Genomic DNA, 15,080 nt, shown 5'->3' on the forward strand with positions numbered 1-15,080 from the left:
TGGTGGCTACGGTTTATACTACACCAGTAGTATATGTAGCAGTAGCCACCGAACCAAGCTCTTGGGCAGGGTGCTCTTAGCACAGGGGAGGAAATTCCCCCTGCTAAGAGCTAAGAGCCTCTTCCTTGGCTACCAAAATCCCCCAGAAAATCACCCACCCCGTCGCAAAACGGCTGATACCAATTCTCCAAAATCAAACAACAGATGCAAACTCATCAAACCCAGACTTTGCTCGCTTGAATTTTGAATGCGTGACTTTTGAATGCGTTCAGGCGTGACTTCACCCCAAGGGGGTGCGTCATGCCGCCATCTCAAGACACTCTCGTTGCCAAACAATAATGGAAAGCCCTCCTACAAGTTCCACAACTGCCTTAAAGAATTTCTCGTTTGGCCTGTCTTCAAATGTTTTAAGGGTCGCCTGCTTCCATTGGGAGCAATACCATACCCAGCAAGGCTTATCGGCTGTCTCTTGTTGTGGTTCGTCTTTGGAAACTGTCGGCTCTGAGGCTCTAGCAGGACTAGCAGGACTAGCAGGACAAACAGAAGAAGTTTCCGAAACATTGTCTGGGTTAAAACGTTTAGACGCATAGCCGGGCTTGGCGGAGGGCGTCGCATATTGGCGCTTGGATAAGGCAGGCTTGAAGAAACCCTGCGATATGCCAACAGTACCAAGCGACCAACCATCAAAGCCTGCCTTATCCTTTTCTTCGCTTCGTGTAGACTTGCCCAGAGCTCCCTCACCAATAAATTGTGGAGCTAGTAGATTAGATAATAAGCCCGGCTCTTTTTTTTGGTTTAATGACTCGTCTGGCACTGCCGAAATTTCTTCAGGTGCTATGTTCTGGGGCTCTTTGTCGGATTTCAGCACTGCCTCGACATCTCGCTTCAACCATTGCTCAAATACTGCATCTCGACCATCACAAAGGGCGATCGCTTGTCCATTGTCGTCGAGCCGATACTTGGGTCGTTTTTTGCCGACTATCTCCACCTTTTCAAAGTCTGCCCCAGGAGTACCATAAATCCTTTCTTGACTGCCCCTACGCTCTTCCTTACATAAAAATGGCATCTTGTGTCCGATGAGATTAAGAATTCGCTGAGTGCATGTAATCGGGTCGTCAATTTTAGAGAAATCAATTCCTAAAATTAGCTTTAAATCATTAGCATTTCGTTTGCACTTATCAAAAATATCTAGAATTACAGGATGATTCTTGCTGAAATTCGTATGTTGGTAGAGCCGCTCGATTCCTAAAAAGATTAAAGCATCAATCTTTTTACCCAAAAGCCGCTTCGACGTATCCACCATGAAATAATCCCCTTCACTAATCAGTGATATCATGGTGGTGCTATCTTTTAGAGTTAGGAAATCTCGCCCCACATCAAAATAATAATGCAGTCTAATTTTTGAATACCAACCATCATCATCTTTGGCGACTAGTTCGGCATCTACAGGGATATTGTAAGTGCGTTCTAGTTGCGCTTTTCTTAGTTTTAATAATTCCGATTTAGTCCTTGTTTGTTGCTTGCTTAATACCTCATATTGCTTATCATCAATACTCTCGGAAGCTGAAACTTCTGATTTATATATTTGATATTGTTCGTCTCTGTTATCATCAATATCATGCTTTGTCGCTGAAACTTCCGATTCATTTGGTAATGAAATCAGCTTATTATCATTATCAAATGTATCTTCGTTCGCCTCCGATGATGATTTGATGATATGTCCCTCTGCTGCCAAATCTGCAATTATTGTAAGCGAGTAATTCCACATGCCCTGATTTATGATTGCTCCCAATTTCGCCCAAGTGGTTAGACAAATCGGCTCGAAATTACCATCAGCAGACTCTAATAACCCTGCTTCAACCAACTTCTTAATGTGGGCTTTATCTAATTTTCTCTGACTAGCAATTAGACCTTTATAGTTAGTAGATTTATCACCAACAAATCCCATGCCTACGGATTTGACCCATATATATCTGGGCACTCCTGGGCGATATCTAGAAAGGTGTTGGCGAACAGAATCAGCAGGAGAACTACCTTGAAATATACCCCAAACACCTTGGAAATGAACCTCTTCAATCGACACCCCAGTTTCAAGAGTTGGAGTACAAATTACTAAATCATAGTCAGCAATTATCTGATTTATATTGCTAGTGCAGCCATAAGCGGGGTGAGTTGGGTCAGCAACTGTTTCTGAGTCTATTCTCAGGATTCTAATGCCTGGTACTTCCTTTTTGTACCTTTCCTCCAACTGTCGGCAGTACTTCACTGATTCTTTTTGGTAATATGCTTCCAAACAGATACTTCCCCAGCGAGACTTAGCCTTTTGAGCAGAGACGCAAAGCAGATGTTTCTCGCCCCTCAACAGTCTTTGCTTGAGCGTGGCAACTAGTTTAGAAGGATTCTTGTCTTGGAAATGATAAGGGGATAAGGAGAAATTTCTCCCCCTGCTAAGAGCCCCCTTCCCCCTGCCTCTTCTACGCTGCTACCAACTCCCTACTTTCATCCGTTGGCTCATACTCCAAAAGCCGATTCCATTCTGTAGGTGTTAACTGGTCAAAAGGACGGTCTAGCAACTCTTCACAACAAACAGCTGACGCACTGGATAAGGACTAAGAACAGTAGATGTTGCTAGCCGTGTTGGTATAGCAGAATCTACTGTTCGCAACTGGGAGTATGGCAAAACTATTCCAAAGTTACGAATTGATCAGTTCAACGAACTTTTGAAACTGTACGAATGCACTTTTGATGAACTGATGGCAGCAGTCAAGGAGTCAACTTATGCTCTTGAATGAAAAAAGAGATTTTTCAGTTCATCTCAGCAAAAGCTAGAGGCTTCGTAAGCAGGTTTATATAAACTAAATCCTCAACTTAAAAATATGATTGTCGCTTCGCGCTGCAACACAACCAAAGCTTTCACTACTAACCGTCATTAAAGCGGCTTAACAATGAGCGCGATCGCCACTACCGAGTCGAGCGATCGCGGTCCGCTTGATTCCTCTTATGATGGCCTAATGTTAGGGTTGCTGTCACCAGGTGCCAAGTAGTAGATTCGCCAGAGTGCGATCGCAAAGCCTTTAACGATTTTGCGTCATTTCAGCCTTTAGCACTAACAGAAAAACTGTAAATTCAAACTCACCATTCGCGTAATCGAGAATAAGTTTGATGAAATAAGGGATAGCGTCCAAGCAGGCGATCGTTTTCAATAACCCTTGTGCCATAAAAAATGTTGTGTGTGATGTCACAGTCTGATGGTAAGTGTGAAGAATGACACATTTACCCCAAAAAATCATCTCAGAACGAATAGACGATGTTGTTTTGCTATTAGAGGTGATAAAAAAAATGGGATTGCCGGAAACGCTCAACCAATATTTGCCACGTCACTGGAAACAGGAAGGGCTTGACTGGGGATGGGTGGCTTGTATCTGGTTATCTTATATCATCTCACAAGGAGACCACCGGAAAGTGCGTGTTCGGGAATGGGTAGAACAGCGACGTTACACCAAGCGAGCAAGTGTGCTCAATCAACATTCGAGAAACCGACTTTACAGATGACCGTTTAGCCATACTCTTGAAGCGGTTAAGCGAAGCTCAAACTTGGGAACACATAGAACGCTTCCTTACCAAAACACTATTCGAGTCTATGAGTTATCAGTGGAGCAAGTGCGTTTAGATGCAACAACAATCATGATCACTGAGGGGGGTTTATTTCAATTTGGACACAGCAAGGATGACCCCAACCTACCGCAAGTCAAATTAATGATGGGAATGATAGACCCATTAGGGATGCCGCTTGTCATCGGTGGTAGTATCTGGAGAACAAGCAGATGATGGACTTTACATTCGGTGCCTATCAACAAATAGCAGCCACGCTGAACAAAAAAGGGTTGTTGTTTGTTGGGGACTGTAAAATGAGTTCACTATCAACACGCTGCAACATAAATATTCAGGGAGATTACTACCGGGAGCCCATTATCCTTGGTGGGTAAAACATTTCCTAGCTTTACTTTTCTTTACATAGTTCGGTTTATTCGCACCGACTTACTTAGCACTTGTTGTTTACCATAACCAACTGCTAAAAATTCCTCAATTTCATCATCTTTAACCCAACCCCGTGCTTGAATCATTCGTTGCCTAAAACGGCGTAGTGCTTGTAATTTTGGATCTGCGAGTGGGATACCATCACGTAACGCTTGAATATCTTCACTCTCCCCATTGTGTCGTCTTCCGCGCCAAGCTGAGAAATGCTCTTATTACTGGTGAGGAATCATGCTGCCGCCAAGCCAGATAAAGTCCGATTTTAGGTATCTGCTCTTGTAAAGGTCTGTAAATGACTCCGCTTCTGTGGAAGTTTTGCAAGGAGGCGGGAACGATCGCAATGCCCAGTCCTGCTGCAACTAAGCCGATGATCGTCTGCATCTGAACTGCCTCTTGAGCCACTTTCGGACGAAATCCAGCTTGTTGACAAATGGTAATAATCTGCTCGTAAAAGACGGGTCCCATTTTGGCAGGAAATAGGATAAATAATTCCGAAGCCAATGTGGAGAGCGACACTTGAGTCTGGGCAGACAACGGATGGGTTTCTGGCAATGCCAAGACCAATGATTCTGGCAAAAGGCACTCCACACTCAAACCTGGTTCGCTGATGGCAGAACGAACAATGCCGATATCAACCTGTTTGTGATGCAGCGCTTGAATCTGTTGAGCAGTCGTCAGTTCATGCAATCGCAGTTCTACCGCCGGAAACTGTTCTCGAAAGACCCTTACAATCTCTGGTAATAACGTATACATTGCAGAGTCAACAAAGCCGATCGCCAATCGTCCCACCTCACCCCGCCCGATTTGTTGTGTCACTGCGATCGCCTGTTCGAGTTGCGCTAACACTCCATAGGAGCGCTCTAAAAACACTTTGCCTGCTTCAGTCAGATGCACTTGCCGCTTCGTTCTCTCAAACAGTTTGACTCCTAGTTCATCTTCCAAACTACGAATCTGCTGACTGAGCGGGGGTTGGGAAATACACAACCGCTCTGCTGCTCGACTAAAGTGTAGTTCCTCAGCCACCGCGATGAAGTAGTGCAGGTGCCGTAATTCCATCACACTTATATGTTTAACCTATTAATCCTAATCATATATATATTGGACAGTTCCATGGCTGTCTCCTATCGTGAGAAATATGAGGCGCGTCTCATTGTTTTCATATTGGAGAAAACCAATGAACTCAGACAAAAATCATGTCGCTCCTAAAGTTTGGTTGATTACAGGATGTTCAACAGGGTTCGGACGTGCCCTAGCAGAAGCTGTGTTGAAGAAGGGCGATCGCCTGCTGGCTACTGCTCGCGAACCAGAGCAACTTCGCGCTTTGATTGAGCAATATCCAGAAACCGCAAAAGCTGTACGTCTGGATGTAACATTGTCCCAAGACATACAAGCAGCGGTTGATACAGCAATTACCACATTTGGTCGAATTGATGTGCTGGTCAACAATGCGGGTCATGGACTGATTGCCGCCCTCGAAGAAATCAGTGATGTTGAGATGCACCAATTTTTTGAAACCAACTTCTTTGGGGCACTCCGTCTGATGCGAACTGTCTTGCCTTTGATGCGTCAGCAAGGCAGCGGTCACATTGTGAATATGTCATCCACAGCAGGATTAGTGGGATTTGGCGGCAGCAGCCTTTATTGTGGCGCTAAATTCGCCCTGGAAGACACATCTGAAGCCTTGGCTAAGGAGGTTGAATCTTTTGGAATTAAAGTTACTTTAATTGAACCTGGGGCATTTCGCACAGACTTCAACGGACGCTCGCTGGCAGCAGCCGAACAATCCATTGATGCTTATGTTCCGGTGAGCGGTGCCTCGTTGAAGTGGTTCAAACAGATGGATGGTAAGCAACCTGGCAATCCAGCGAAAGCGGCGCAAGCCATCATTCAAGCTGTGGAAAGTCTTCATCCACCAATGCGACTGGCATTAGGCACTGATGCCATGAGCCTGATTCAGGAAAAACTGGAATGGGTCAAAACGGATTTGAATGCTTGGCAGCAGGTGACTGTAAGTACGGATTATACAGATAGAGCCAGTCCACCCTCTACCCTTTAGCCTCTACCCTTTAGGATGTTATGCAGAAACTTTCGACCTATCCACCCAAATGAGCGTATTATGCGGAAAGATTCGGCTTAAACAGCAGCTTTGGAGTATTATACAGAAACTTTCTGTCTATCCGCCCACTGCGGATAGACAGGCGGAAACTTTCTGTCTATCAATTGTTAGGCCCTACTGCGTATCCTTCACCACACCGCTTATGCCAGATCAAAGAGCACCAGAAATCGAACTGCTCCGCGCGGCCTACACGGCCTTTAATGCGCGGGACATTGACGCCGCCCTCGCCCTCATGACTCCGGACGTGACCTGGCCGAGAGCATTCAAAGGCGGTTTTGTCCGTGGACCTGAAGAAGTCCGCGCTTACTGGACGGAGCAATGGAGCGAGATCAACCCGCACGTGGAGCCGGTGACTTTTCACCCGGAGGAGGCCGGGCGTATCTTGGTCGAAGTGCATCAGGTCGTGCGCGACCTGGCTGGAGCCGTTCTTGCCGATGAGCACGTCGGTCATCGTTTCACCATTGCGCAGGGCTTGATTCAAGCCATGGAAGTCTGTCCGCTTCCATCGTCCGGCCACACAGCCTAACACGGCGCTGGATCGAACGAGACAATGTGGACTATCCGTTAAACCTTGCCGCTGTTGAGGTTTCTACTGCGCAAGATTTGGCTACTCGCTGGCAGGAGATTGCTGCGGATATTGCGTTTTAAGGACTGGGCTTGTACTTCGAGATGGTCTGTAGGGAAAAAATCGAGATTATTGGCGGCAGAGTAGTTGAAAGGATGTGGGTAAGGGGCGATCGCCTCTCTCCCCAATGCCTCCTGTGATGAGGAGAGCGAGGCATTACACCCAAAAAACGCTTACTAGCAACGTTTGATGTGTTGCGTGAGTGGTACTCAAGTCCCAATTTTCGCGGTTGTCCGTTCATCAATGCTGTTTTGGAACTTGCCGATGCCTCTCATAAAGCACATCAGGTTTCGGTAGACCTGCGTGAGTCGATTCGACAAATTATTGTGCGCTTGGCGGCTAAGGCTGGTGTCAAAAATCCAGAATTCTTTTCGCAACAGTACCTTCTGCTGATTGGAGGAGCTAGCTTAATGGCAACAATCGAACAGTCAGCCAACGGAGCAACGTTTGCTCAAAGTGCGCTCTCGGTTCTGATTGATGCGAATATAGGAAATTGGCATCGGCACTGACATGAAAGAAATCAAGTAGGCCAAAAATCTTTGCCCGATTCGTGCGCGAATCTTCGGTTCGATGCTCTATTCCAACAAGTCACTTGTACCATAACTTATACTCTCCCAACAGTTAGCTGCGCCCAGTGGAGAAATGAAAAGCATCTCTTGGCAACAGCGCCCATTACGCGATCGCACTCCAACAGATATAGCTGTCGCCAAGTAGAGTCGGGCTAAGGGCAAAAATGTGGTGAATGCTGATGTCAGTGCTTCCTTTAATTGGGCGAGTCAGCCTCCGATTGTATTGGCAATGTCACAGGGAGTTGTTTATACGCCTTCTGTTGAGGCAGTGGATGTGCACGCCCCGTCAGGCGGCGGTGTCCAATGATGGAGTAAGAAGGGCGATCGCTCGTGTCAAAGAGGCACTGCAACAAGGTTGGTGCTCAAACCCAACTGCTCCAGGTTCACGCCTTGCTCCAAACGCAGTGGGGCTAAATAGGACTCCTCCGCACAAAATGGGGAAATCTAATGGAGCGTCGCACACTTCCCACTTATCACTATTGACTCATGACTATTGACTGTAGAAAACGCGATCGCTTTTTCTACTCCTACATATCTTCTGTTGACCCATCTGCTGCATTGATTATTAGTGCTCGCGCTCCATAAAAATCAGTGTTAGGCGAGCTTGACACATTTCGCGATCACTATTGCTCTCAGACTTAACAAGCACAACAAGGGTTATCATACTGACAATATAGTACTATTGTTCTAAAAGTACTGGCTTTTTTGAATTGATTTGGCATGGACTTAAGCCAAAACATTCCCGAAAGCTTGTCGTCAAAGCATTTTGTTTTGATTTATTTACGGATGACGGATGGTAGTAACTTGGAGTCCCAAATGTAAAGTCCTTTTTGTGAAGGCACTCTTGAGAATCGTCCGGCGCGATAACCACGCGACAATTCACTTAACACATTCGATTTTACTTGTTGCACTTGCTCGGGATTGAGTTTTCCGTATAATTGGTTAATCACTTGTGCCACATCAAAAACTTTTCTAGGATTTTGTTGCAGCAACGAAGTAATCGCATCAATCAAAAATTTTCCTTCAAACTCTCCTTGCATTGGAATGCTATTAGTTTTCGCCTGTGGTGAAGGCTTTTTGTCTTTGTTTTTCCCCTGTTTAGAAGACTGCTTAGAAGAACTAGTACTCTTCGAGTTGAGCAGTTTTAAGTCCAAAGTAAAATAGCCAGGCTTGCCAGGAACCAAAAACCATTTCCCGCTTTCTCTTCCTTTAGTCAGTGTTGATTGAACTCTACCTTTTACTAGTTTGAATACATCTGCCTCTAACTCACCATACAGCAATCGCACCAGCATATCTATGTGACACATACTGCCTGCGTATTTTTGCAATATCTTTTGGATCGCTTCGCTGCGGCTTAAAGACTGATACTCTTCTAGCATGGGAATATCTGACGATTTGCCCGAGTTGGCTTGAGTTACAGAAGATGTATCTACAACCGTAGATGTTAACGCTGGCTCCTCAGATGACTGCGTGGATGCACCCGGTGATTCATTTATCTCTAAATCATTTGTTTGTGAAACCTTAGAGTTGATAGGTTCTACTAAATCGGGCGAAGAGTCAGTAATTTTATCGCTGTTTTCTGACAATGATTTTTCTTCGTCAGCAGTTGTTACTACCTCATCGGTTACTAACGGCATCTCGATATTTTGATTTGATTGGGAGAAATTATCTACCTCTAAATCATTTGTTTGTCCAACTTCAGACTTGATAGGTTCTACTAAATTAGCTGAAGTTTCAGTAATGTTATTACTATTGCCTAACAACCCATTTTCACCCACATGAGCAGGCAATACCTCAGTTGTCACTTCGGGTGTTGAGTGCTTGTTTTCAACACTTGATTGTGAAGACCAGTTGGATAATAGTGCTTCTACATGCTTGAGATTCTCTAAACCTTGCTTGTATAACTTTTCATATTTTTCTACGCTTTGAGCATAGTAGTTTCGTAATTCCAACAATGGAGCAAGCAAACTTTCTGGTGGGGGCTGTATTTGCGATTGACTATCCATAAACTTTTAGTTTTACCAAAACCACTATTCCTTGTACTAGTAGTACATTTTTGTTGCTTATGCTCGTCAAGCTAGCCCATCAAATATGTTGCTAGTCTAAGATGTACACTATTACCAGATGAATATATTGATAATAGCTTTTTATCATGCCAACTTACTAGACACGACATCTAAGACTGATCCAAAAAAATAAAGCAACAGCCTTATATTTATTCAACAAACACCAAGATTACTCTTGTCGGTCGCGCAGCACCTGCTTGGGCGCGGTTCTTGGCTGGGCCCAGACGACCTCTACTCTGAACTTTGGAGGAAAACTAATTAATAAAGGCTGGCTCGGTTTTCATTGATAGTACGAATTCAGCAGAGGCGGTGCATAATTGACTTTATGGATGTATCCATTGCCCCGAGTAACAAGGGCGATAGCGCTCTAAAAATACTCGTCTGGAAATACTTGATTGGTATCATTTGAAAGAAAATTTTTATAAAATCGAAGCTCCAAAAAAGTTTTTGTCTAAAATCGAAACTCTACTCTGGTGTCGAATTTGGCGCGACTAACAAGCCGGGCTGTATGGTCGATTTGCGCCCCTGGGCTAGTCACAGAGGCTATATAAACCCACCTTGTTCAAAGATCCACCTCATATGGATAAAGGGATTATGTACTCAAAACTCTGAGTAACAGAAAATTAAAAATGTGACTAATTTTACAAATTATTTAGAGAAACATCGACACCATTTGGTTAACTATATGTACTTCCAAGCGGAACAATTAAGCTCAAAAAATCGCTCTACTAGGGAAGCAATTGGGCTCTATTTCATTTATCCAATAAGTACAATTGGCAATTGAGAAATATTTTATATGCACTCAAAGTGGATAAAGTGGATAAAAATAGTGAGTTTCGCTGTCATGACAACAGTGTTGCTCAACCTTGTGGTCTGCATAGGGGGTAAATTAACATCCTCACAAGCATCAACTCCTTCATCATTGCAATCCCCAACTTCTCAAAAGGCAGAACAAGAAGTTTCATTAGCCTGGTTTACCTCATCAAAATTAAGAGGTACAGATATTATCTCTTCTGAGTCAGCAAAACTATTTGTCAATAATGTTTATCAAACACTTGACGACAAGATTTTTGCTCCCACCTTCAAAAAAGAGCTTCGAGAACAAAATTTAAAGGCGTTAATAGCTGAAGTTGATACCAACTCAAGTTGGTCAAGGGCAAAGTTAACCCAATTGATTAATAATCAACTGTCCAAGCTTTCCATATCTCATGTTAGAGTTTTCGATCCTGTAGAGGGCGAACAATTGTTCCGTTTGTTTACCCAACAATCTCCGTCAACAGCTAAAACCGATCCTACAGTTTCAACGCAAATAAGAGGCTTCATTGGCATTGTTCAGGTCAAAAGCTTTGTCACTCCTCAAATTACCAGGCGTGCAGTCGAGCAAGCAAAAGCTCAACTTTCCCAAACCAAAGCAATCCTAATCGATCTTCGTGGCAATGGTGGTGGTGTTCAGTCTGCCATTAGTTATTTGATTGAAGACATCATTGGTCCTGATAAAGTGATTGCGACAGAGAGAACTCGAAATGGGATTGCGATGAAGCAGCCGTATATCTTCCGGGGATATTTTGATGACTCTGTCAAAAATATAGGTCTTGCAGAAATGAAGTTATCCCAACAGAAGAAATATATTCAGTATCGAACTCGGTTTGAAGCCAACAAAGATCCCAGACCCTATTTTGTCTTGGTTGACAATCAATGCGGATCTGCCTGTGAAGTATTTGCGGCAGCGGCTCAAGAACATCGAGCTGCCAAAATCTTAGGGGTTCGCACCAGCGGTTCAGTATTAGGGGGAGGAGTTTTTAAGTTGAGATGGCCAGGGTTTGTCATACTTGCTCCGATTGCTCAAACTATCTCACCCAATGGCAATACAATTGAGGGCAAGGGTATTGAGCCAGATATTGAGATCTCTGAATGTAAAAATAGTGGCGAGCAATGTTTTGAAAAAGCAGTTGAAATCGTTGTAGCAAATGAATATAATCCAAAATCTAACTTCAGTGAAGTTGAGTTTTTTAAGGGAACTTGGGAGTGCAGCATTCAAAGTTCTCCAAATAACAAGTTTCGTTGGTCACTCACTCAAGGGTTGAATAATGCATGGCTAGTTGGTTTTGTTCAAGTTGGCAACAACAAGGTGTCGAATGACTTTTGGAGACTGGTTCAAGGCAGGATTGAAAGATTCGCGTTCACTGGAGATGGTACTTTTGTCAGTGTTACCAGTAACGGCTGGGAGTCGCAGAGGCTAAAATTTGCAGGCTCGGCGAATCAAAAAACAGGAGAATTTCAAGTTAGGCAAACCATCACAACAAAGGGCAATCGAGAGTTTCGTGCATTGTGGGAAAGATTGGGCAACGAGCGCAAATGGTCTCCTTTTTCCGATGAGCGTTGTATCAAGTTGAATTGAGTTATTGAATGTGCTCTTTGGAGCTATCGCCCGACTGAAGAAGGCACTTGCACCCCTGGTGCTGCTCAAACCCAACTGCTCCCGGCTCACGCCTCAGAGAAATGCAGTGGGCTAAAGGCAAGAATGTGGTAACTGAGGATGTGAGTCGGTGGTTTAATTGGGCGAGTCAACTCCCGGATTGTGCTGGCGATGTTAAAACAATTCAAAATTCTGTCAGGCAAAATTTAAGAAACAATTTTGCGGGCGTGGAATTTTGAATTTTGAATTGTCCCGATGGGGAGGCGGTGGAAGTGCGCTCGATGATGCGGAGGTTTCCGCGCTCAGGAGTAAGAAGGGCGATCGCACCTGAAGGGCAACCGCAAGCGATCGCTTTGGTGACGGAGCAGCTTAGTCTAAAGCTATACCATCTTGGGGTTTGGCTGCGTCTCGGATAGAAGAAGTTGCAATACGGTTCGGTTAGGGAAATCCGAAGTTGAGGCAAGCTCTTGGAGCAGGGGTAGAAGAGAAGCAGGGGGGGGAGAAAAGAACTAATTTTTCTTCCCCTGTCTCCCCTGCCTCAAGAGCTTATCCGAACCGTATTGGAAGAAGTTGCCGTTTTAAATAATTGTTTCTAAGTACACGTCACCACAAAAAGGGGTCGAAAATAAAAATTGCGATCGCACTCTTTCGCTGCTGATTCCAAAGGTAAATTCCGTACCTCATTTATGGTGGGCTGTACTAAGTTAGGAAGCATCCAAACTCGATCCAACTCATGAATGAGAGCGGAATTCGCTTTGCTGTGTCACATCTTTAATGACTTTAAGGAAGTTGTGCAAGGCAGTTGATGAATTATCTCGTTGCCAAACAACTGCGATCTGGCGAGTCAAATTTGCGTTTTGAATGGCGCGATAAACCACACCCTGGCGCTGAAGATTTTGGATATTGCTAGGTAAGATCGCGACCCCAAGCTCAGATGCAACCAAGCTGAGAATAGTCATTGTCCAGGTTGCTTGTACGTTTTGAATCTTGGGTTGAAAGCCTGCCTGCTCGCAAAGCGTCAAAACCTTTTTGTAGAAGGGCATAACGTCAAGTGAGGGCAAAATAAACGGTTCATTCTCTAACGCTGTTAAGGGAATTTGGGTTTGGGTAGCAAGGGGATGGGTTTGTGGCAGCGCAATCACAAAGGGTTCTTGAATAATTGGTTCAAAGCTCAAGCTTGTATCCTGCTCGTAGGGACTGGGAATGCTTTCAAACCCCATATCCAGCCGATGCTCCCGCAGTTGTTGAATCTCCTGCTCCACCGTGAGTTCGCGCAGTTCCAGTTCCACATCTGGGAAATGCTTTGTGAACTGTCGTAGAACATCAGGAAGAATGCCATTTGCAATTATACTACCTATGCCTACTGCTAAGTGTCCGATCTCACCTCGACTCGCTCGTTGTGCCTGAGTAATTGCCCGGTCGATGTAAGTTAAACCAAGCTGCGCCTGTTGCAAGAAAACTTTCCCGGCTTCTGTAAGCTCAGGCGGTCGCCGCCTGCGATTGAACAGTTTTACCCCAAGCACTGTTTCAAGCGATTTAATCCTTTGACTGAGGGCGGGTTGTTCAATGTTTAGACGTTTAGATGCTTCACTGAAACTGTGCTCTGCATCAACGATCTCCATGAAATAACATATCTGTCTCAATTCAAATTTGCTGAGGTGTCGAAAGTTGATCGCCGATCTGGCTATCATAAGTTTTAAGTTAATTTATTATAAGCAAATAACCGTAGACATTATATAAGGATTTTGTTTTGATTGTTGGTGTAGCAACACCATTACATTCTCAGTGCGAATCTTCATCTGAGAAAAGGAATCGTTATTCACATGAGCAAAATCTCGCGTGTTGTAGTCGTGGGTTCCACCCACGGCAATGAACTAAACGGAATCTATCTGGTCAAAAAATATGAGCGCTCGCCTCAGTTAATTGCGCGTTCTGGCTTTGAAAGTTGTACGCTGCTTGCTAATACTAGAGCACATCAACTGATGAAACGGTATGTAGATACCGATCTCAACCGCTGTTTTCGTCAACAGGATTTGGAGAACACTAGCCTATCTACTTACGAAGCACAACGAGCCAAAGAAATTTACCGCAGATTTGGGTCACAGGGTAGCCAGCCAGCCGATTTAATTGTTGATTTGCACACCACAACCGCCAATATGGGTCTCACCCTGATTGTTGCTCTTCAGCATCTATTCAACTTACAGTTAGCATCCTATCTGACATCAATCCATCCAAGCATCAAGATACTTTGTCCGCCCACACAGAATCTAGAAAATCCGCCTTACCTAGACTCAATTAGTCAATTCGGCTGCGTTTTTGAAGTAGGTCCTGTGGCTCAGGGTGTACTAGATGCCACTTTATTTCAACAAATGGAAGCACTGGTTGATTCAATTCTGGATTATGTAGAAGCTTGTAACCACCGAACCCCGCTTTCTAGAGAGAATACACTCACCATTTATCAAACTATTGAGAGTGTTGACTATCCCAGAAATGAAACTGGAGATCTTAAGGCAATGATTCATCCTCAGTTGCAGTTTCAAGATTACAAAGCCCTACATCCTGGCGACCCGATATTTTTAACCTTTGATGGACAGACAATCACCTATGAAGGTGAATCAATCGTTTTTCCTGTCTTTATTAATGAAGCTGCTTACTACGAGAAAGGGATTGCAATGTATTTGACCAAGCAGCATCAATGCATCATCTAGAACAGATCGAAAAACTAGAACTCAACAGTCAATACCTCAATTATGTCGAGCACGTCTTAATTTCCAGTTTTTTTTCTTTTGTCTTAGAGTGTTCCAAAAAATAAAATGCCGGTGCCCTATCAAATATATATTGGCCTAACCCAAGCATTGATGAGCGTTTCGCCTAAGCAGCGAAACGCGAGGGCTGGGCATTTTATTACTGGTAGAGGCCTTAAGGCACAAGGGAGCGAAAAAAATCCCAGCCGCAGTAAGCGCCCCCATTATAGGCATAGGGGAAGGGTGCAGGGCTATTTGAAGCAGGGGGCACTTTGATGGATTCTCTTCCGTGCTAAGAGCTAAGAACACCTCTGCCTCTTGTTGCTGCCCCACGAGGGGGAAGTCACGCATTCACGCATTCAAAAGAATGTTTTAGAGGCTCGATCGCAAACTATCAGAGATTTATGTATGAATACTCAGCAATTGGAACTCTATCAGCGTATTCAGCAGTTCTGCTTAGATCGCATTGATGCAAAATTATCTTTCAGTAAACGCCTTGCCAGGGATAA

12 protein-coding genes and 3 pseudogenes are annotated in these 15,080 nt (G+C 44.3%); 9 read left to right on the plus strand and 6 right to left on the minus strand.

Annotation, left to right across the window (positions count from 1 at the left end; translation table 11 throughout):
* Window positions 1-150 precede the first annotated feature (150 nt).
* Window positions 151-315 (minus strand): hypothetical protein, encoded by a 165-nt coding sequence (locus FIS9605_RS43020; protein WP_155960517.1) that lies wholly within the window; start codon window positions 313-315, stop codon window positions 151-153.
* Window positions 299-2,404 (minus strand): annotated as a pseudogene (locus FIS9605_RS0124740) (plasmid replication protein, CyRepA1 family); the annotation flags it as partial. The pseudogene FIS9605_RS0124740 and the gene FIS9605_RS43020, both read right to left, overlap by 17 nt.
* Before the next feature lie 223 nt (window positions 2,405-2,627).
* Between FIS9605_RS0124740 and FIS9605_RS45475 the strand changes: the two are divergent.
* Window positions 2,628-2,792: pseudogene (locus FIS9605_RS45475) on the plus strand (XRE family transcriptional regulator); the annotation flags it as partial.
* Between the two features lie 282 nt (window positions 2,793-3,074).
* Here FIS9605_RS45475 and FIS9605_RS44340 read toward each other — a convergent pair.
* Window positions 3,075-3,242, minus strand: coding sequence for a hypothetical protein (locus FIS9605_RS44340; protein WP_197036132.1), 168 nt, complete (start codon window positions 3,240-3,242; stop codon window positions 3,075-3,077).
* Window positions 3,243-3,264: 22 nt separating this feature from the next.
* On the opposite strand from FIS9605_RS44340, the pseudogene FIS9605_RS46700 reads away from it, so the two are divergent.
* Window positions 3,265-3,990: pseudogene (locus FIS9605_RS46700) on the plus strand (IS1634 family transposase); the annotation flags it as partial.
* Between the two features lie 210 nt (window positions 3,991-4,200).
* Here the strand turns inward: FIS9605_RS46700 and FIS9605_RS0124770 are convergent.
* Window positions 4,201-5,091, minus strand: coding sequence for a LysR substrate-binding domain-containing protein (locus FIS9605_RS0124770; protein WP_026734988.1), 891 nt, complete (start codon window positions 5,089-5,091; stop codon window positions 4,201-4,203).
* Window positions 5,092-5,209: 118 nt separating this feature from the next.
* Here FIS9605_RS0124770 and FIS9605_RS0124775 point away from each other — a divergent pair, with 118 nt between their 5' ends.
* From FIS9605_RS0124775 to FIS9605_RS43030, 4 genes are all read left to right on the plus strand, one after another.
* Window positions 5,210-6,091, plus strand: coding sequence for an oxidoreductase (locus FIS9605_RS0124775; RefSeq protein ID WP_026734989.1), 882 nt, complete (start codon window positions 5,210-5,212; stop codon window positions 6,089-6,091).
* A gap of 202 nt (window positions 6,092-6,293) precedes the next feature.
* Window positions 6,294-6,677, plus strand: a complete 384-nt coding sequence (locus tag FIS9605_RS0124780; protein WP_026734990.1) for a nuclear transport factor 2 family protein — start codon at window positions 6,294-6,296, stop codon at window positions 6,675-6,677.
* A 254-nt stretch (window positions 6,678-6,931) separates the two neighbouring features.
* A complete protein-coding gene (locus tag FIS9605_RS38095; protein ID WP_442854729.1) occupies window positions 6,932-7,285 on the plus strand; it encodes a TetR family transcriptional regulator C-terminal domain-containing protein in 354 nt (117 codons plus the stop codon).
* A gap of 226 nt (window positions 7,286-7,511) precedes the next feature.
* Window positions 7,512-7,652, plus strand: a complete 141-nt coding sequence (locus tag FIS9605_RS43030) for a hypothetical protein (RefSeq protein ID WP_155960520.1) — start codon at window positions 7,512-7,514, stop codon at window positions 7,650-7,652.
* Window positions 7,653-8,121: 469 nt separating this feature from the next.
* On the opposite strand, the gene FIS9605_RS0124790 is transcribed toward FIS9605_RS43030, so the two are convergent.
* The gene (locus FIS9605_RS0124790) at window positions 8,122-9,351 is read right to left on the minus strand and encodes a hypothetical protein (protein WP_026734991.1); all 1,230 of its coding nucleotides are present in this window, start codon (window positions 9,349-9,351) and stop codon (window positions 8,122-8,124) included.
* Between the two features lie 889 nt (window positions 9,352-10,240).
* Between FIS9605_RS0124790 and FIS9605_RS38100 the strand changes: the two genes are divergently transcribed.
* Window positions 10,241-11,809 (plus strand): S41 family peptidase, encoded by a 1,569-nt coding sequence (locus FIS9605_RS38100; protein WP_197036133.1) that lies wholly within the window; start codon window positions 10,241-10,243, stop codon window positions 11,807-11,809.
* 260 nt (window positions 11,810-12,069) lie between these two features.
* Window positions 12,070-12,243 (plus strand): hypothetical protein, encoded by a 174-nt coding sequence (locus tag FIS9605_RS43040; RefSeq protein ID WP_155960522.1) that lies wholly within the window; start codon window positions 12,070-12,072, stop codon window positions 12,241-12,243.
* A gap of 315 nt (window positions 12,244-12,558) precedes the next feature.
* Here the strand turns inward: FIS9605_RS43040 and FIS9605_RS0124805 are convergent, their stop codons facing one another.
* On the minus strand, window positions 12,559-13,518 hold the full coding sequence (locus tag FIS9605_RS0124805) for a LysR family transcriptional regulator (RefSeq protein ID WP_063748484.1): 960 nt from the start codon (window positions 13,516-13,518) through the stop codon (window positions 12,559-12,561).
* 132 nt (window positions 13,519-13,650) lie between these two features.
* Here FIS9605_RS0124805 and FIS9605_RS0124810 point away from each other — a divergent pair, with 132 nt between their 5' ends.
* The gene (locus FIS9605_RS0124810; RefSeq protein WP_026734993.1) at window positions 13,651-14,535 is read left to right on the plus strand and encodes an aspartoacylase; all 885 of its coding nucleotides are present in this window, start codon (window positions 13,651-13,653) and stop codon (window positions 14,533-14,535) included.
* Window positions 14,536-15,080 lie beyond the last annotated feature (545 nt).

The organism is Fischerella sp. PCC 9605 (assembly GCF_000517105.1).
Taxonomy (GTDB): domain Bacteria; phylum Cyanobacteriota; class Cyanobacteriia; order Cyanobacteriales; family Nostocaceae; genus PCC9605.